At 61.8% G+C, this 16,902-nt stretch carries 15 protein-coding genes and 1 tRNA gene; 4 read left to right on the top strand and 12 right to left on the bottom strand.

Going from position 1 to position 16,902, the window contains the following annotated elements:
• Positions 1-11 precede the first annotated feature (11 nt).
• From IZV00_RS04615 to IZV00_RS04655, 9 genes are all read right to left on the bottom strand, one after another.
• Positions 12-473 (bottom strand): MaoC family dehydratase, encoded by a 462-nt coding sequence (locus IZV00_RS04615; protein WP_196225985.1) that lies wholly within the window; start codon positions 471-473, stop codon positions 12-14.
• 51 nt (positions 474-524) lie between these two features.
• The gene (locus tag IZV00_RS04620) at positions 525-1,058 is read right to left on the bottom strand and encodes a DNA-deoxyinosine glycosylase (RefSeq protein ID WP_196225986.1); all 534 of its coding nucleotides are present in this window, start codon (positions 1,056-1,058) and stop codon (positions 525-527) included.
• 4 nt (positions 1,059-1,062) lie between these two features.
• On the bottom strand, positions 1,063-2,163 hold the full coding sequence (gene ychF / locus IZV00_RS04625; protein WP_196225987.1) for a redox-regulated ATPase YchF: 1,101 nt from the start codon (positions 2,161-2,163) through the stop codon (positions 1,063-1,065).
• Positions 2,164-2,232: 69 nt separating this feature from the next.
• Positions 2,233-2,937, bottom strand: coding sequence for a DUF2490 domain-containing protein (locus tag IZV00_RS04630; protein WP_196225988.1), 705 nt, complete (start codon positions 2,935-2,937; stop codon positions 2,233-2,235).
• Positions 2,938-2,998: 61 nt separating this feature from the next.
• On the bottom strand, positions 2,999-4,627 hold the full coding sequence (locus tag IZV00_RS04635) for an alpha-D-glucose phosphate-specific phosphoglucomutase (RefSeq protein WP_196225989.1): 1,629 nt from the start codon (positions 4,625-4,627) through the stop codon (positions 2,999-3,001).
• A 135-nt stretch (positions 4,628-4,762) separates the two neighbouring features.
• Positions 4,763-5,332, bottom strand: a complete 570-nt coding sequence (gene pth, locus IZV00_RS04640) for an aminoacyl-tRNA hydrolase (protein ID WP_196225990.1) — start codon at positions 5,330-5,332, stop codon at positions 4,763-4,765.
• Between the two features lie 146 nt (positions 5,333-5,478).
• The gene (locus tag IZV00_RS04645; protein ID WP_196225991.1) at positions 5,479-6,093 is read right to left on the bottom strand and encodes a 50S ribosomal protein L25/general stress protein Ctc; all 615 of its coding nucleotides are present in this window, start codon (positions 6,091-6,093) and stop codon (positions 5,479-5,481) included.
• Positions 6,094-6,204: 111 nt separating this feature from the next.
• A complete protein-coding gene (locus tag IZV00_RS04650) occupies positions 6,205-7,044 on the bottom strand; it encodes a TraB/GumN family protein (RefSeq protein WP_196226507.1) in 840 nt (279 codons plus the stop codon).
• A gap of 35 nt (positions 7,045-7,079) precedes the next feature.
• Entirely contained in the window at positions 7,080-7,994 is a 915-nt protein-coding gene (locus tag IZV00_RS04655) for a TraB/GumN family protein (RefSeq protein ID WP_196225992.1), read from the bottom strand.
• 163 nt (positions 7,995-8,157) lie between these two features.
• On the opposite strand from IZV00_RS04655, the gene IZV00_RS04660 reads away from it, so the two are divergent.
• From IZV00_RS04660 to ppdK, 3 genes are all read left to right on the top strand, one after another.
• Positions 8,158-9,030 carry a glycine--tRNA ligase subunit alpha gene (locus IZV00_RS04660; protein ID WP_196225993.1) on the top strand — a complete coding sequence of 291 codons (873 nt, stop codon included), beginning with the start codon at positions 8,158-8,160 and terminating at the stop codon, positions 9,028-9,030.
• A gap of 130 nt (positions 9,031-9,160) precedes the next feature.
• Entirely contained in the window at positions 9,161-11,437 is a 2,277-nt protein-coding gene (glyS, locus tag IZV00_RS04665) for a glycine--tRNA ligase subunit beta (protein WP_196225994.1), read from the top strand.
• Positions 11,438-11,586: 149 nt separating this feature from the next.
• Positions 11,587-14,286, top strand: a complete 2,700-nt coding sequence (gene ppdK / locus IZV00_RS04670) for a pyruvate, phosphate dikinase (RefSeq protein WP_196225995.1) — start codon at positions 11,587-11,589, stop codon at positions 14,284-14,286.
• Positions 14,287-14,332: 46 nt separating this feature from the next.
• On the opposite strand, the gene IZV00_RS04675 is transcribed toward ppdK, so the two are convergent.
• Positions 14,333-14,779, bottom strand: a complete 447-nt coding sequence (locus tag IZV00_RS04675; protein WP_196225996.1) for a hypothetical protein — start codon at positions 14,777-14,779, stop codon at positions 14,333-14,335.
• Between the two features lie 141 nt (positions 14,780-14,920).
• Here IZV00_RS04675 and IZV00_RS04680 point away from each other — a divergent pair.
• A tRNA-Arg gene (locus IZV00_RS04680) sits at positions 14,921-14,997 on the top strand.
• A gap of 142 nt (positions 14,998-15,139) precedes the next feature.
• On the opposite strand, the gene IZV00_RS04685 is transcribed toward IZV00_RS04680, so the two are convergent.
• Entirely contained in the window at positions 15,140-16,594 is a 1,455-nt protein-coding gene (locus IZV00_RS04685; protein WP_196225997.1) for a cobyric acid synthase, read from the bottom strand.
• Positions 16,595-16,655: 61 nt separating this feature from the next.
• A complete protein-coding gene (locus IZV00_RS04690) occupies positions 16,656-16,877 on the bottom strand; it encodes a hypothetical protein (protein WP_196225998.1) in 222 nt (73 codons plus the stop codon).
• Between the last annotated feature and the right edge of the window lie 25 nt (positions 16,878-16,902).

Genomic DNA, 16,902 nt, shown 5'->3' on the forward strand with positions numbered 1-16,902 from the left:
TGCCGATCCGTTCAGTTCGGACGCGTGCGGAACATCGTGATCGGCATCAGCGTCATGACCGGTTCGTCATGCTGGTTGAAGATCGTCACCTTGCTCTTGATGATGCCCATCTCCGGCCTGCTGCGCGAGGCCTTCTTTTCTACAACCTCTGATGCGCCCCGCAGCGTGTCGCCCGGTCTGACGGGCCGCAGCCAGCGCAGTTCATCTATGCCCATGGCACCCAGGCTTGCATCCTGATGTCCGCCAGCCTGCATTTTCGCGACGAACATCTTCATGAACAGCGCAGTGGTGTGCCATCCGCTGGCCGACAGGCTGCCAAAATGCGTTTCTGCCGCAGCTTCGTCCGAAAGGTGAAAGGGCTGGGCGTCAAATTCCGATGCAAAGGCGATGATCTCGTCCCGGGTGACGGTGATTGAACCGAACTCCAGCTTGCTGCCGACTTCAACATCTTCGAAATAGACAATCTCGCTCATGATCCAGCACCTTTCATGTTGCAGACGATCTAGGCGGACCTTACGTTTACGTCAATGTCGGGATGACGCGATCCATTGACGCAGCGTCCGCCACAGCTCTGCCTTCCTGTCGCGGGATAGCATGGCGTTAGCGCCACTGCTGGATGGCAGGTCGATTAAGGATAGCCCCGTGTCAGAGCCGATCTGACGGCGGCCATGCACAGACGCCGTCTTGCCGTTGAAGGCAATCGCCCGGAGCGCAGGCAGGCGCGTGACAAACGCGCCCAAATCCCGAAGTTCCGCGCCACGGATCGCGCTGTCGAGGCTGCCTTCGCGGTCTGCGCTCTCGATCACGTCCCACAAACCAACGCCTCGCCCACGCAAACGCTTCAGCCGCATGGCATAGGGCAGGGCGCGCAAATCCTCGCCCAGCACATCACCCATCAGCGACCAGAAAGCATTGCCGCGATGAGCATAATATTCGCCCTGCCTGATCGAGGCATCCCCCGGAAGGCTGCCGAGAATCAGCAGCGTCGTGTGTTCATCGACACTAGGTGGAAAAGCGGCCTTGCGCTGGGCCGGAATCTGGCCGGGCCGCAGCGTCACGACGTCAGACGTTGAAGCGGAACAGCATGATGTCGCCGTCCTGCGTCACATAATCCTTGCCTTCCGACCGCCACTTCCCCGCTTCCTTGGCACCCGCTTCGCCATTGAACTGGACATAGTCGGCATAGGCCATGGTTTCGGCGCGGATGAAGCCTTTTTCGAAATCCGTATGGATCGCGCCCGCCGCCTGGGGCGCCTTGGACCCCTTGGTCACGGTCCAGGCGCGTGCTTCCTTCGGTCCAACCGTGAAGAAGGTGATGAGTCCGAGCAATTCGTAACCCGCCCGGATGATGCGGGCGAGACCTGCTTCGGTCAGGCCCAGCGCTTCCAGATATTCGGCGCGCTCCTCGACCGGCATGGTGATGAGTTCCGCTTCGATCGCGGCCGATACGATGACCGCCTTCGCGCCCTCTGCCGCAGCCTTCTCAAACACACGAGCGGAATGCGCATTGCCCTCCGCCGCCGCTTCTTCCTCGACGTTGCAGACATAGAGGACAGGCTTGGCGGTCAGCAACTGGGCCTGCCGGAAGATGCGGGCCTCCTCGTCATCGGCGGGCTGCGTCAGCCTCGCGGGCTTGCCGTCGCGCAGCAGGTCCAGCGCCTTGCCGAGCACGGATGCGGCCACCTTTGCTTCCTTGTCGCCCTGCGCCGCCTTCTTGGCGAAGTTCGGTACCCGCTTTTCGAGCGATTCCAGGTCCGCCAGCATCAACTCAGTCTCGACCGTTTCCGCGTCCGCGATAGGATCGACCTTGCCCTCGACATGCGTGATGTCGCCATCTTCGAAACAGCGCAGTACGTGGACGATGGCGTCCGTCTCGCGGATATTGGCGAGGAACTGGTTGCCTAGACCTTCGCCTTTGGAAGCGCCGCGAACCAGGCCTGCAATATCGACGAAGGACAGCTGCGTTTCGATGATCTTGGCGCTGCCGCCAATCTTCGCGATCGTCTGCAACCGATCGTCAGGCACGGCGACGCGGCCTTCATTCGGCTCGATTGTGCAGAAGGGATAGTTCGCTGCCTGCGCCGCCTGCGTCTCGGTCAGCGCATTGAACAGGGTGGACTTGCCCACATTGGGAAGCCCGACGATACCGCAACGAAAACCCATGGAACTGCCTTCACGTCAAAATGATGGCCGGGCCGATAGCCTGTTCCGCGTCCGAAGGCCAGCCTGTGCTCAGCGGCGGAAGAAGAGGGTGATCGATGCGACATGGTTCATGCGCTGGTTCCCGCTCCGCTGGTTGATCAGCTGGTTGAGATAGCCGATCTCGGCTGTGGACTTGCCCATCAGCTTGATCTCCCCGCCGACGAAGCTGCGCAACTGGTCGAAGCCCGCTCTCTGGCCCCAGTCCGTGCTGTTGAGCGCGGCAAACCCCTCCGCATAGACCAGCGCGTTGACGGCCTGGCTGCCGGCGTTCAGCGGCTTTTCATAACGGAGCATCTCCCGCAGCCGCCATCCCATGCCGCTGCCATCCGAACGCCAGCGTTGCTCCAGCCGCGTGCGGGACGATAGTTCGCCGTCCCATGGCTTGGCGATCGTCCAGCTGATCTGCTGAAAACTGCGCTCTTCATTGACATCGCGCCCGCCTTGCGACGGCAGGACGATATGCGCATAGCCTTGATAGACGGAGAGTTCTGGCGACAGCTTCCATCCAACCGCACCGCGCAGGAGAGTCTGGTCGGCCCGTGAGGCGCCATTGCCGAACCGAGGCTGGATCTCGGCGAAAAAGATGAGGTCGCCTTTGACCGGCCCCATGGCAGTCAGATTCACCCAGACCTGCTCATCTTCGGCCGTCGCCGCATGCGCGGCAGCGCCGGTTAGAAGGGTGCAGGCGCCTAGAAATGCGCGGAAAGAACGAGCAATAGTGCGGGGGCGAAACATGGCGCGTCCCTAGTCTTTCGCTCTTGCTGTCCCATGTCCCTCGGATAAGTTTTTATGTCTGTCAGGTGATCACGCTCGGCCGGTCCCTGCTGGTAAATCCTTCGATATCCGCGATTTCTTGCGCGGCCCCGACCAGCGGCGCGAGGGCGTCGGCGGTTTCCATGCCAAGGTTGCCGTCACGATCTACATAGCGTTCAATATAGACGCGCAAGGTAGCGCCTTCGGTGCCGGTGCCGGAGAGACGAAACACGATGCGCGATCCATCCTCGAACAGGATGCGGATACCCTGATTGCGGCTGACGGATTGGTCGGTGGGATCGGTATAGGCGAAATCATCCGCGCTCTTCACCGTTCCGCCGCTATTGGATGTGCCGGGAAGGGTGGATAGTTTGTCCCGCAGCGCACCCATCAGCGCTTCGGCGCGATCCTTGGCGATGGCTTCATAATCGTGCCGCGCATAATAGTTGCGGCCGTAGGTGGCCCAATGCGCCTGCATGATCTCCGTCACGCTTTGCTTGCGGGCCGCCAGGATGTTGAGCCACAGCAGCACGGCCCAGATGCCATCCTTTTCACGCACATGGTCGGACCCGGTTCCCGCGCTTTCCTCGCCGCAGATCGTCGCCATGTCCGCGTCGAGCAGATTGCCGAAGAATTTCCATCCGGTCGGCGTCTCGTAAAGCGGTATGCCCAGCTTTTCCGCCACCCGGTCTGCAGCGCCGCTGGTGGGCATCGACCGTGCAATGCCCTTGAGGCCCTTTGCATAGCCGGGCGCGAGATGCGCGTTGGCCGCCAGTACCGCGAGCGAATCCGAAGGTGTCACATAGCAGTTACGGCCGATGATCAGGTTGCGATCGCCATCGCCGTCCGACGCCGCGCCGAAGTCGGGCGCGTTCTTGCCCATCATTCGGTCATACAATTCCTTTGCGTGGACGAGGTTCGGGTCGGGATGATGATGGCCAAAGTCGGGCAGGGGAGTGCCATTGCGCACGGTTCCCGATGGCGCGCCCAGACGCCGTTCGAAAATCTCTGTGGCATAAGGGCCGGTGACTGCGCTCATCGCGTCGAAGGAGAGGGTGAAGCCTTGGGCGAGCATCTCCCGAATGGCTGAAAAGTCGAACAATTGCTCCATCAGGTCGGCATAAGCGGCAACCGGATCGACCACTTCGACCGTCATTCCGCCAAGCTGGGCCGTGCCGATGGTGTCGATGTCGATGTCGTCCGCATCGACTATCCGATAGCTGTCGATCGTGAGCGTGCGGGCGTGGATGGCGTCCGTCACTTTCTCCGGCGCGGGGCCGCCATTGCCGACATTATACTTGATGCCGAAATCCTCGTCCGGGCCTCCGGGATTATGGCTGGCCGACAGAACCAGACCGCCGAACGCGCCTGACGATCGAATCAGATGCGATGCCGCAGGGGTCGACAATATGCCGCCTTGACCGACCAGCACCCGGCCAAAACCATTTGCCGCCGCCATCTTGAGTACGATCTGGATGACTTCGCGGTTGAGATACCGCCCGTCGCCGCCGACCACCAGAGTCTGTCCTTCGAAGTCGGCCAGGCTGTCGAACACCGACTGCACGAAGTTGGCGGCGTAATGCGGCTGTTGAAAGACGCGCACCTTCTTGCGCAGGCCGGAAGTGCCCGGCTTCTGGTCATTGAAAGGCTTAGTCGAGACGGTCAGTATCACCTGTATCCCTTTGGGAAGTGGAGCAGGCGTCTTCTATGGCCCGGCAATGCTGCACTGCGCAATCCATTCCCCTGATTTCACCGCACAGGCAGGGCGGCGGAACGGACTTTCACTTAACTAGCGCGTGCCTGCGGATCAGTCCGCCAGCCGAAGCGCAACCTCATTCATGAAACGCGCGTCGTCACCCTTGGCCAACCATTCGGCTTCCGCGCCGATCGCGCCAAGCATGTCGGCCAGCGCATCCATCTCGCTCTTATGGTAATTGCCAAGCACATAGCCATGCACCCGGTCCTTGTGCCCCGGATGCCCAATGCCGATCCGCACGCGCCGGAAGTCCGGGCCGATATGCGTATCCGTCGATCGCAGGCCATTATGCCCGGCATTGCCGCCGCCGCGCTTCACCTTCACCTTCATCGGCGCAAGGTCCAGTTCGTCGTGAAAGACGGTCACGTCCTCCGGCGCCAGCTTGTAGAAACGCATCGCGTCCCCGACTGACCGGCCGCTTTCGTTCATGAAGGTGGCGGGCTTCAGCAGGATGATCTTCTCAGGTCCGATGCGGCCTTCCTGCACCCATCCCTGAAACTGCTTTTTGGGCGGGGAGAAGCGGTGCATGTCGGCGATGACGTCGGCCGCCATGAAGCCGACATTATGCCGGTGCATCGCATATTGGGTGCCCGGATTGCCCAGCCCGACCCAGATCTGCATCCCACGTCTCCAAACAAAGCGAACCCCCGTTCGCCTGAACCTGCCGAAGGACCTCTCTTCTCTTTCAAGGAAAAGCAAAGGACTTCGACAAGCTCAGCCCGAACGGGGGTGAGCAAACCGGTAATCGGTAAGCCGAGGTGAAAGGCTTATTCGCCTTCCGCCGGAGTTTCGTTGTCGCCCTCGGCGCTCTTCAGAGCGGACGGTGCAACGATGGTCGCGACGGTGAAATCGGTTTCATCATGCGCAGCCTTCGCGCCCTTGGGCAGCTTCACCGAGCCGATGTGGATCGATTCGCCCACGTCGAGACCCGTCAGGTCAACAACGACGTCGTCGGGGATTTCGGCTGCGTCGACGATCAGTTCGATCTCATGCGCGACGATGTTCAGCACGCCGCCCTTCTTGATCCCCGGCGAGGCGTCTTCATTGTCGAAGCGAACCGGCACGTTGACGTGGACGGTGGCATGTTCCGAAACGCGCAGGAAGTCGGCGTGCAGCGGACGATCGGTCACGGGATGGAAAGCGACATCCTTGGGCAGGGTGCGCACGGCCTTGCCGTTTACCTCGACCATGACGACCGAATTGAAGAAGTGGCCGGTGCCGAGCAGCTTGTTGAGGAGCTTTTCCTCGACATGGATCGACTGGGGTTCTTCGTTCATTCCATAGATGACGGCGGGTACGCGGCCCTCACGGCGGAGAGCGCGGGAGGCTCCCTTGCCTGCCCGATCGCGTGCCTCTGCCGACAGCGTAAGCTGCTCGCTCATTGCGTGTCTCCAAAAGCTGATATGTCAAAACTTCCCGCAACGCCTCCAGGGATGACCATCACGGGAAGGCGGCCCTGTAGCAGAAAGGTGAGCAAAGGCAAGGGCGCGGCGCTATTGCACCCGTGTCACCTTGTACCCGCGCGCCTCAATCAAGCTGATAAGATTGTCCCGCCCGGTAAGATGCCCCGTGCCCACCGCGATGAAGGGGCGCCCCTTCAGCTTCGTGATAGCCGCGCTCCAATCCCGATTGCGGGAAACCAACACCGCCTTTTCAACCACCGGGTCGGGCTGTTCTTCACCCTGATCCTCCCGCGCGATCGCGGCCATGTCCCCCTTCAGCCAGGCATGAAGAATGCGTTCATACAGCGCCTTCATCCCCTTTGCCTCCGTCACAGTCTGGGTCAGAAGCTGCCGTTGCGAGGCCTCGGGCAAGGCGTCAAAGGCGCCGAACTGCCGCGCGACCGTCTCCAGTCCCCCGATCGGCTTGCCCGCTTCCTGAAACGCGGCGATCAGCACCGGCTCGACACCCGCGCTTGCGCTCAGGTGAAGCGATTGCTGCGCCGCCGCCGAAAGCAGCATTGCGGCTGCCCAGCTTTCATATCCGGACAGAAGCTGCATATTAGCGCCCCCTTCGTCAGCAATCCGCCGAAGCTCATCGCGCTTATCCCCAGGCACACGGGCTTCGAGCGTCGGGAGGTCGGGGCTGCGGCCCATTTTCTCGAACAGCGCCCTCGTTCGTGTCTGGTCCTGAATTTCCGCAGTTTCGAGCACTAGCTGGTCCGCAGCGTCCATCGCCTGCTCAATCTTGCCGGTCCGCCAGCCGACCCCCTTGGGCAGCACGTGAATGGTCCCGAACAGCCATCCATCGACCCCACGCCCCTGCACTCGCCACAGGGCAGGCCCGCCGCCCTCCGGAGGAGAAATCGGCTCCGGCCCGCACGCCGCGATCATCAGCAGCGCGCACAGACCCAGCCACCGCAGCAAGTTCACTCCGCGACTCTGGCCAATGCGACGTTCATTCCCTTCAACTGCTCCTGCACGCTACCCTTGCCCGCCAGATGCCCCGCGCCGACGGCGATGAACACCCTTCCGGGGCGCGCCAGCCGTTCCTTGATCCATTTGGCCCAATCCATGTTCCGCTGAATCAGCAATACCTGCGCCAGTTCCGGCGTAGCTTCGAGCGATTCGTTCATTTCAGCGGCCAGCTTGTCCGGATCGCCCTCCTGCCAGTGCGCGATCAGGCTGGAGAAATCCTTGTCCATGTCCGGCAGGCCCTCCACGGTGGCGTTCAGGAACTTCACCTGACTGTTCATTGGCAACCCGGCAAAATAGCCCAGTTGCTGCTCCACTGTCTCCAGAGCGCCTATCCTCTTGCCCGCGGCCTTTGCCGCCGCCGTCAGCGTCTTCTCCGCGCCAAGGTCCGCTTGATAGCCCAGCTTTTCGAGCGGCTTCACCGCCAGTGCCATGCCAGCCATCCAGGGATTGAATGGCTCGAACATCTGCCAGGGCAAGCCGTTCGCTCCCATCGCCGTCTGATATTTGCCTCGCATGTCGACATCCAGGCGATCCGACAGCTTCACCCCGTCACGCGCCAGAGCCGTATGCGCCATGGACGCGGCCATCGCCTGCGGGTCTTCTGGCTCGACAATCTCCAGAACCAGCTCGTCCGACCCATCAAAGGCCCGCTTGATGCCGCCCTTGAACCACTCCGTTCCCGGTTTCAGCACATGAATCGTGCCAAAGAGATAGATCGTCGTATCCTCATCCTTCACCTGCCACAGGGCGGGCGTCACATAGGCGGTCTTTGCCGCTGGCGGCCGAGCGGCGGCCTGCTGTTCCTGAGTGCAGGCGCTTAGCAGCAGCAAGCCTGCAACCATCAAGCGCGAAAGCGACCATTTCATACTGGCTATCGATCCATTGCGAAGAGTTTCGCCATATCCATGCGGGGCAGGTGGCGTTTGGGCAAGCGGATTAACTGCCTTCAAGCCCGCTTTTCCTTGACCCAAAAGCCTGCCTGCGCCAAGGCGCGCGCGATCAAACCGTCATTTTCGCAAGGGACCGTCCGTGGCGACAGGCAAGCCGCTTTCCTTTCAGGACCTGATCCTGACCCTGCACGCCTATTGGGGCCGCCAAGGCTGCGTCATCCTGCAACCCTATGACATGGAAGTCGGCGCGGGCACCTTTCACCCGGCCACCACCTTGCGCAGTCTCGGCCCCGACGCCTGGAACGCCGCCTATGTGCAGCCCAGCCGCCGCCCGACTGACGGCCGCTATGGCGAAAACCCCAATCGCCTCCAGCATTATTACCAATATCAGGTGATCATGAAGCCTTCCCCGGCGAACCTTCAGGAACTCTATCTGGGCTCGCTGGTGGAGATCGGCATCGATCCGCTGATCCACGACATTCGCTTCGTCGAGGATGACTGGGAAAGCCCGACGCTGGGCGCCTGGGGCCTTGGCTGGGAAGTCTGGTGCGACGGCATGGAAGTCACCCAGTTCACCTACTTCCAGCAAATGGGCGGCTTCGATTGCAAGCCTGTCGCGGGCGAGTTGACCTACGGCCTCGAACGCCTCGCCATGTATATTCAGAGCGTCGATAGCGTCTATGACCTGAAGTTCAACGACGCGGGCGTCACCTATGGCGACGTATTCCTCGCCAATGAACAGCAGATGTCGAAATGGAATTTCGAGATCGCCGACACCGAAAAGCTGTTCCGCTGGTTCAAGGATGCCGAAGCAGAGTGCAAGGCGTCGCTGGAAGCGGGCGTCCCGCTCGCCGCCTATGATCAGGCGATCAAGGCAAGCCATGTCTTCAACCTGCTCCAGGCACGCGGCGTCATCTCCGTCCAGGAACGCGCCAGCTACATCGGCCGCGTCCGCGACCTTGCGAAAGGCTCCTGCGAAAAGTGGATGGAAGTAAACGGGTGGGCCGCGTGATGCAGATGTGTAACTCCGTCATCCCAGCGAATAATTCCGTCATCCCAGCGGAAGCTGGGATCTCATGCCCCACGCGCTTCGTCATCCGGCACGAGGCCCCAGCCTCCGCTAGGGCTGCGGAGAAAATCGCATGACCGATTTCCTCCTTGAACTCCGCTGCGAAGAAATCCCGGCCCGGATGCAGCTCAAGGCATCCGAAGACCTCGCCCGCCTCTTCACCGAGGAGCTGGGCAAGGCTGGCCTGAAGTCCGAAAACATCGACAGCTTCGTAACCCCCCGTCGCCTAGCCCTGATCGCGCGCGATCTCCCTTTGGAAACCGCCGCCGTCAGCGAGGAATTCAAAGGCCCCCGCACGAGCGCCCCCGCACAGGCGCTGGAAGGCTTCCTCCGCAAGACGGGCCTCTCTCAAGACCAACTCGAAGACCGCGACGGCGTATGGTTCGCCACCGTCAACAAGCCCGGCCGAGCTACCGCTGAAGTGCTGGCCGAAGCCGTCCCGGCCGTCGTCCGCGCCTTCCCCTGGCCCAAGTCCATGCGCTGGGGCACCGCCTCCCAGACGACGGAAAGCCTCCGCTGGGTCCGCCCATTGCAAGGCATTGTCGCGATCCTGGGCGAAGACCTTGTCGATATCGAAATCGAAGGCGTGCGCAGCGGCTACGCCACCCTCGGCCACCGCTTCCACCACCCTGGCGAAATCACCATCGGCGGCGCGCATGACTATGTCGAAAAACTGCGCGCCTGCCATGTGATCGTCAGCTTGTCGGAACGCCAAGCGATCATCGAGGCAAAAGCGAACGAAGCCGCCGCCGCGAAGGGCTACACCGTGATCGAGGACAAGGGTCTCGTCGCGGAGAATGCAGGCCTGACCGAATGGCCGGTCCCGCTGCTCGGCGATTTCGACCCGGCCTTCCTTGAGGTTCCGCCTGAAGTAATCCAGCTAACCCTACGGATAAACCAGAAATATTTCGTGCTGCGTGATAGTGGTGGCAAACTCGCCCCCGCCTTCATCTGCACCGCCAATATCGAGGCAAAGGACGGCGGCGAAGCGATCATCGCAGGCAACCGCAAGGTCCTCGCCGCCCGCTTGTCCGACGCCCGCTTCTTCTGGGAACAGGACCGCAAGACGAAGCTGGAAGACCACGCCAAAAAGCTCGAACGCATCACCTTCCACGAAAAGCTAGGCACCGTCGCCGACAAGGTGGAACGCGTAGCCAAACTAGCCCGCTGGCTGGTAGAACAAGGCATCATCACCCCTTCCCCCCTCCCGCAAGCGGGAGGGGCCGGGGGTGGGCAGGCGCCAACCGTCGCTCAATTGGCTGACCTGGCCGAACAAGCCGCCCGCCTAGCCAAAGCCGACCTCGTCACCGAAATGGTCGGCGAATTCCCTGAACTTCAAGGTGTCATGGGCGGCTATTACGCCCGCGCCGAAGGTTTGCCCGATGCGGTGGCTGATGCGATCCGCGACCATTACAAGCCGGTTGGGCAGGGGGACGAAGTGCCGACTGCGCCTGTGACGGTAGCGGTGTCGCTGGCTGATAAGCTCGATACCTTGATCGAGTTTTTCGAGATTGGACTTCTTCCAACCGGGTCGAAAGATCCATTTGCCCTCAGACGAGCAGCGCTGGGCGTGTTGGCACTGTCCCAATTTAATTCTGTTCGGCTTGGTTTGCTTGAGGTTATTGGACAGCGTTTCCAGATTGAACGAACCGTACTTCTGTCGGCCTCTCGGTTGGAGGAAGGGCAACTTCTGAAAGGCGATTACTTGCCGGCGACCACTGAGGTAGCCGAGAGGGCAGTCAGGAATGTGAAGTTGCTCGACTTCTTCGCCGACCGCCTCAAAGTCCAGCAAAAGGAAGCAGGCGTCCGCCACGACCTGATTGACGCCGTATTCGCCCTCGGTGGAGAGGATGACCTCGTCCGCCTGCTCGCCCGCGTGAAGGCGCTCCAGTCCTTCATCGCCACCGACGACGGCACAAACCTGCTCGCCGGATACAAGCGCGCCGCCAACATCCTGAAGAAGGAAGAAACTGGCCTCTCCATCAACCGTCACCCCGGCCTTGAGCCGGGGTCCCGCTCTTTCAGCGGTTCGGACGGCAGCGGGACCCCGGCTCGAGTCCGGGGTGACGAGCAGGCAAGGGTTCTAACCTACACCCCCGAACCCGCCGAGGCCGACCTCATCACCGCCCTCGACACCGCCGAACCCCGCGCGGCAGCAGCCGTCACGGCGGAAGATTTCGAAGGCGCCATGGCCGCACTCGCAACATTGCGCGCACCGATCGATGCCTTCTTCGACAAGGTGACCGTGAACGACGCTGATCCGGACAAGCGGTCGGCTCGCCTCGCGCTGCTGGCGCGGGTGCGGGACGCCGTGCATGCGGTCGCCGACTTCTCGAAAATTGCAGGGTAGTTCGGAAAAGTCCGACGCTTCACAGCGATAGAGGATAGAGAAGAACAAAGGATCATCGTAAAAGCGGGTGCGTTCATCGCCCCGCCTGTTGTAGGAAAGTTGCTGCAACGCACAAATACACGGCAATCAGTGCAGGGAGAGCCGGGACTATGTTGACAATGGAAGAGGCCAGCATGAGCACGACCGCGACGCGTTATGTCTATCGTTTCGGCGGCGGCGTCGATGATGGTGGCAAGGGTAACAAGAATCTCCTCGGCGGCAAGGGCGCCAATCTGGACGGCATGGCCGCCATCGGCTTGCCTGTGCCTCCGGGTTTCACCATCACGACCGAGATGTGCACCCGCTATTATGAGGATGGCGGCGTATTCCCGGATAGCCTGAAGGCGGAAGTCGCCAACGGCATCGCCCATATCGAGGGTGTGACGGGGAAGAAGTTCGGCGACGCGGCCGACCCGTTGCTCGTATCCGTCCGTTCCGGCGCGCGCATTTCCATGCCCGGGATGATGGACACGGTCCTCAACCTCGGCCTCAACGACGAAACCGTGGTGGGCCTCGCCACCGCGAGCGGCGACGAGCGGTTCGCCTGGGACAGCTATCGCCGCTTCATCCAGATGTATTCCGACGTGGTTCTCGAACTCGACCACGGTGCGTTCGAGGAAGCCCTCGAAATCGCCAAGGAAGATCAGGGCTACACGCTCGATACGCAAATGACCGCCGACGACTGGAAGGCGCTCGTTGCCGAGTATAAGGCCCTTGTTTCAAAGCTCTGGAACAAGCCTTTCCCGCAGGACGTGAACGACCAGCTCTGGGGAGCGATCAGCGCCGTGTTCGGCAGCTGGCAGGCCGACCGCGCCAAGGTCTATCGCCGCCTGAACTCAATCCCGCACGATTGGGGCACCGCCGTCAACGTCCAGGCGATGGTGTTCGGCAATATGGGCGATACCTCGGCCACCGGCGTCGCCTTCACCCGCGACCCCGCAACCGGCGAGAACGCCTACTATGGCGAGTACCTCATCAATGCTCAGGGCGAAGACGTGGTCGCGGGCATCCGCACCCCGCAGTACCTGACCAAGCAGGCGCGCGAGCGGGCAGGGGCCAAGCCGCTGTCGATGGAAGAGGCGATGCCGGAAACCTATGCCGAACTGGCGCGGGTGTTCCAGATTCTCGAAACCCATTATCGCGACATGCAGGACATCGAATTCACGGTGCAGCAGGGCAAGCTCTGGATGCTCCAGACCCGCTCGGGCAAGCGCACCGCCAAGGCCGCGCTCAAGATCGCGGTCGATATGGCAACCGAGGGCCTGATCACCGAGGAAGAAGCCGTCGCCCGCGTCGATCCCGCCGCGCTCGATCAGCTTCTGCACCCGACTCTAGATCCCAAGGCGCCGCGTGACGTGCTGACCAAGGGCCTGCCCGCCTCGCCGGGCGCCGCTTCGGGCGCGATCGTGTTCGATGCCGACACAGCCGAGCGCCGCAACGAGCTGGGCGATTCCGTCATCCTCGTCCGCGTCGAAACCAGCCCTGAAGACATTCACGGCATGCACGCCGCCAAGGGCATCCTGACCGCGCGTGGCGGCATGACGTCACACGCCGCCGTGGTAGCGCGCGGCATGGGCCGTCCCTGCGTTTCCGGCGCGGGCAGTCTGTCGATCGACAACGCCGCCAAGACGCTCCGCATCGAAGGCCGCACCCTCAAGGAAGGCGACATCCTCACCATCGATGGCTCGACCGGCGAGGTGATGGCGGGCGAAGTCCCGACCGTGCAGCCCGAACTGGCGGGCGATTTCGGCGTCCTGATGGCCTGGGCCGACAAGGTCCGCCGCTTGCGTGTCCGCGCCAACGCCGAAACCCCGCAGGACTGCCAGGTCGCGCGTGAGTTCGGCGCGGAGGGCGTCGGCCTCTGTCGCACTGAACATATGTTCTTCGACGCAGCCCGCATCACCGCGGTCCGCGAGATGATCCTCGCTGACAGCGAAAAGGGCCGCCGCGTCGCCCTCGACAAGCTGCTCCCGGAACAGCGCGACGACTTCGCGCAGATCTTCATGGTCATGGCGGGCCTGCCCGTCACCATCCGCCTGCTCGATCCGCCGCTTCACGAATTCCTGCCGCATGGCGAAGCGGAGTTCGAGGAAGTGGCCAAGGCCGCAGGCGTGGGTGTGGACGCGCTCAAGCGCCGCGCCGCCGAACTGCATGAGTTCAACCCAATGCTCGGCCATCGTGGTTGCCGTCTGGGCGTCACCTATCCCGAAATCTACGAGATGCAGGCTCGCGCCATCTTCGAGGCGGCGCTGCTCGTTAAGCAGCGCAGCGGCGAGGCGCCGATCCCGGAAATCATGATCCCGCTCGTTGCGACCAAGAAAGAGCTGGAACTGATGAAGGCGATCGTCGATCGCGTCGCCAGCGAAGTCTTCGCCGAGCAGGGCGCTTCGGTCGAATATCTCGTCGGCACCATGATCGAACTGCCACGCGCTGCGCTGAAAGCAGGTGAGATTGCCGAGGTGGGCGAATTCTTCTCATTCGGCACCAATGACCTGACGCAGACCACCATCGGCATCAGCCGTGACGATGCAGGCCGGTTCCTGACGCAATATGTGGATAAGGGCATCTTCGCCCGCGATCCGTTCGTCAGCATCGATGTGGAGGGCGTGGGCCAGCTTATCGAGCTAGCCGCCGAACGCGGCCGCGCGACCCGCCCGGGGATCAAACTCGGCATCTGCGGCGAACATGGCGGCGATCCGGCCTCGATCGCCTTCTGCGAGGCTACAGGCCTGGATTATGTCTCCGCCTCCCCCTATCGCGTACCGATTGCCCGCTTGGCCGCCGCTCAGGCCGCATTGGCGAAGAAGTAAGGCTTCCAGCCCCTCCCGCAACCGTGGGAGGGGCACCCGGATCTTATTAAACCTCCAGGTAGCGCCGCTCATGCTCGCGCACCTTGCCCGCTTCGAGCAGCCGCGCCTGCAGGCGCCATTCCTCGCGTTCGATGGTCCCCGGCTCCCGCCCCAGCCTTGATTCCAGCGCAGCCTGCTCCTCACGGTCAATCGATCCAAGCTGCGCATAGCTGTGATAGCCCGCAGCCTCCAACTCAGCAGCGTCTTTTGCCGAAATTCCCCTGATCCGCGTCAGGTCATTTCGTTCGCCGCGAATATCTCCAGCTACCGTTCTACGGTCAGAAGCAACGGCTGCGAGCCGCGCATCGCGCTCCTTGATCGTTTCGCGATGAGCCAACCTCTCGTCACGCCACAGCCGCTTATATTTTCCACGGCCGCTGATCATCAGGCCGATCACCAATCCAATAGCCAGCGCGATCACGAGCAGCGAAATCTCGTTCAAAGTGAAAGCCATGCTTCGCCTCCTTGCCCCTGTTCGCAACGTGCCAGCGCTGCAAAAAGTTGCGCTGGCGAAACTGCCGAGCGGAGGCCGTAAAAAAACTGAAAAAAGGGGGTTGCCCAATCTCCCGCCCCCCTCTATCTGCCGCTCCACAACGCGCCCGTAGCTCAGCTGGATAGAGCATCAGACTACGAATCTGAGGGTCGGACGTTCGAATCGTTCCGGGCGCACCATTTTCTTTTCACGGAAAATCAGCAGCTTATCAGATGCTCCTCTGAGAGCATTATAGCTGATCCTGTTTGCGTGATTTCAGATCATCCAGGGATTTTGCAGACCCGAGAATATCCAGCGCTAGTTGAGCGCGATCGCGATCTTTCAGCCGCAGTTGGCAATCCTGATCATCGCATCGATATCAACATGTCGTTCCAGTTGTTCTGCAATGTCGTCCAGCGCCCGATCGACCGATGCGGAATAATCCACGCCTTCAGAATGAACGCCGATCGCGGCCATTAATCCGGCGCGAGCGTCTGTGCTGGCAAACAGGCCATGGACGTAGGTGCCGGATACAAGGCCATCGACGCTGATCGCGCCATCTACCCGTCCGTCGTCCAATCGAGCGAAGGGACGCGCGCAGTCCGGCCCATCGGTTGAACCCAGATGCATTTCATACCCATGGAAACTCTGCGCCCAGGCCGTGCCTGACACTCTCTCCAGCGATTTTGTCCCCGTCAGACGCGTTTCGATGTCGAGCAGACCCAGTCCTTCGATGCTGCCGGGTTCACCCTCAATTCCATCCGGATCAGAAATGCGCTTGCCAAGAATCTGATAACCACCGCAAATTCCCAGTATAGGCTTGCCCTGACGATGATGCGAAAGGATGTCGATGTCCCATCCTTCTGCTCGCATTGCGTGCAGGTCGGCGATCGTCGCTTTGGAACCCGGCAGGATGATCAGGCTGGCTTCGGCCGGTATGGGCTGGCCGGGCGGCACCATAACCAGCGCCACGTCGGGTTCCAGCTTGAACGGATCAAGATCATCGAAATTCGCGATGCGGGGCAGGATAGGGCAGGCGATGACGATGCGCTTGCCATCCGGGCCGCTTGCCCGTTCCAGCACGACCGCATCCTCGCTGGGCAGCCGGGCGGTAGCGACAAGCCATGGCACCACGCCAAAGCCGCGCCAGCCCGATAATTGCTCGATCTGCCGATAACCGTCTTCGAACAGGGCCGGGTCGCCCCGGAACTTGTTGATCAGGAACCCCCGTATCATCGCCGCATCCGCCGGATCGATGACAGCCTTCGTGCCTGCGATCGCCGCGATCACGCCGCCCCGGTCTATGTCGCCGACCAATATGACCGGCACGTTGGCGGCACGGGCGAATCCCATGTTCGCGATGTCCCCGGCCCGCAGGTTGATTTCCGCTGGAGAGCCAGCGCCCTCGACCACGACGATGTCGCATTGCTGCTTCAGCCGGTCATAGCTTGCCAACACCGCGTCCAATAGTTCGGCACGAGCTGTCCGGAAGTTACCGGGGTTCAGCGCGCCGCGAACCTTCCCATGGACCACCAGCTGCGATGTACGATCCGCCTGCGGCTTCAGCAGTACGGGGTTCATGTCGCTGTGCGGCTCTACGCCAGCGGCCAGCGCCTGTAGAGCCTGCGCCCTGCCAATCTCTCCGCCATCGATGGTGACGGCGGCGTTGTTGGACATATTCTGCGGCTTGAACGGGCGCACCCCGTAGCCCCGGCGCACCAGCGCCCGGCACAATCCGGCGACGAGCACCGACTTTCCAACGTCGGACCCTGTTCCCTGAAGCATGATGGCGGCCATGACGCCGCTCCTGCATGGCTGTCCGTTGCCGGTCAACCGCCGCTTTGCGGAAGGCAGTTATTCAGAAGATCAGGCGGCGCCGCATCTCGACGGCATCGATGATCATTCCGCCTGCCATGAAGACCGATCCGGTGCATGCCAGGGCAAGCAATTGCCCGCCAAAACCGGGATATTGCTGAAGATAGACGACGCCGCGTTCGGTGGCGCCCAGCGCGAGCGCATAGATGATCAGAAATGCCTCGAATTTCGTCTTGATCGTGAAGAGGCGCTTGATCCGTTTCATGGTCCCACTCGAGCTGCGACCTGCT

The sequence above is a fragment of the Sphingobium sp. Cam5-1 genome (assembly GCF_015693305.1).
Classification (GTDB): domain Bacteria; phylum Pseudomonadota; class Alphaproteobacteria; order Sphingomonadales; family Sphingomonadaceae; genus Sphingobium.

Excerpts from the sequence above, each read along its gene's own strand:
- IZV00_RS04615 (WP_196225985.1), bottom strand. The coding sequence starts at position 473 with ATGAGCGAGATTGTCTATTTCGAAGATGTTGAAGTCGGCAGCAAGCTG.
- ychF (WP_196225987.1), bottom strand. The coding sequence starts at position 2,163 with ATGGGTTTTCGTTGCGGTATCGTCGGGCTTCCCAATGTGGGCAAGTCC.
- IZV00_RS04630 (WP_196225988.1), bottom strand. The coding sequence starts at position 2,937 with ATGTTTCGCCCCCGCACTATTGCTCGTTCTTTCCGCGCATTTCTAGGC.
- pth (WP_196225990.1), bottom strand. The coding sequence starts at position 5,332 with ATGCAGATCTGGGTCGGGCTGGGCAATCCGGGCACCCAATATGCGATG.
- IZV00_RS04645 (WP_196225991.1), bottom strand. The coding sequence starts at position 6,093 with ATGAGCGAGCAGCTTACGCTGTCGGCAGAGGCACGCGATCGGGCAGGC.
- IZV00_RS04650 (WP_196226507.1), bottom strand. The coding sequence starts at position 7,044 with ATGATCGCGGCGTGCGGGCCGGAGCCGATTTCTCCTCCGGAGGGCGGC.
- IZV00_RS04655 (WP_196225992.1), bottom strand. The coding sequence starts at position 7,994 with ATGAAATGGTCGCTTTCGCGCTTGATGGTTGCAGGCTTGCTGCTGCTA.
- glyS (WP_196225994.1), top strand. The coding sequence starts at position 9,161 with ATGACCGATTTCCTCCTTGAACTCCGCTGCGAAGAAATCCCGGCCCGG.
- ppdK (WP_196225995.1), top strand. The coding sequence starts at position 11,587 with ATGTTGACAATGGAAGAGGCCAGCATGAGCACGACCGCGACGCGTTAT.
- IZV00_RS04675 (WP_196225996.1), bottom strand. The coding sequence starts at position 14,779 with ATGGCTTTCACTTTGAACGAGATTTCGCTGCTCGTGATCGCGCTGGCT.
- IZV00_RS04685 (WP_196225997.1), bottom strand. The coding sequence starts at position 16,594 with ATGGCCGCCATCATGCTTCAGGGAACAGGGTCCGACGTTGGAAAGTCG.
- IZV00_RS04690 (WP_196225998.1), bottom strand. The coding sequence starts at position 16,877 with ATGAAACGGATCAAGCGCCTCTTCACGATCAAGACGAAATTCGAGGCA.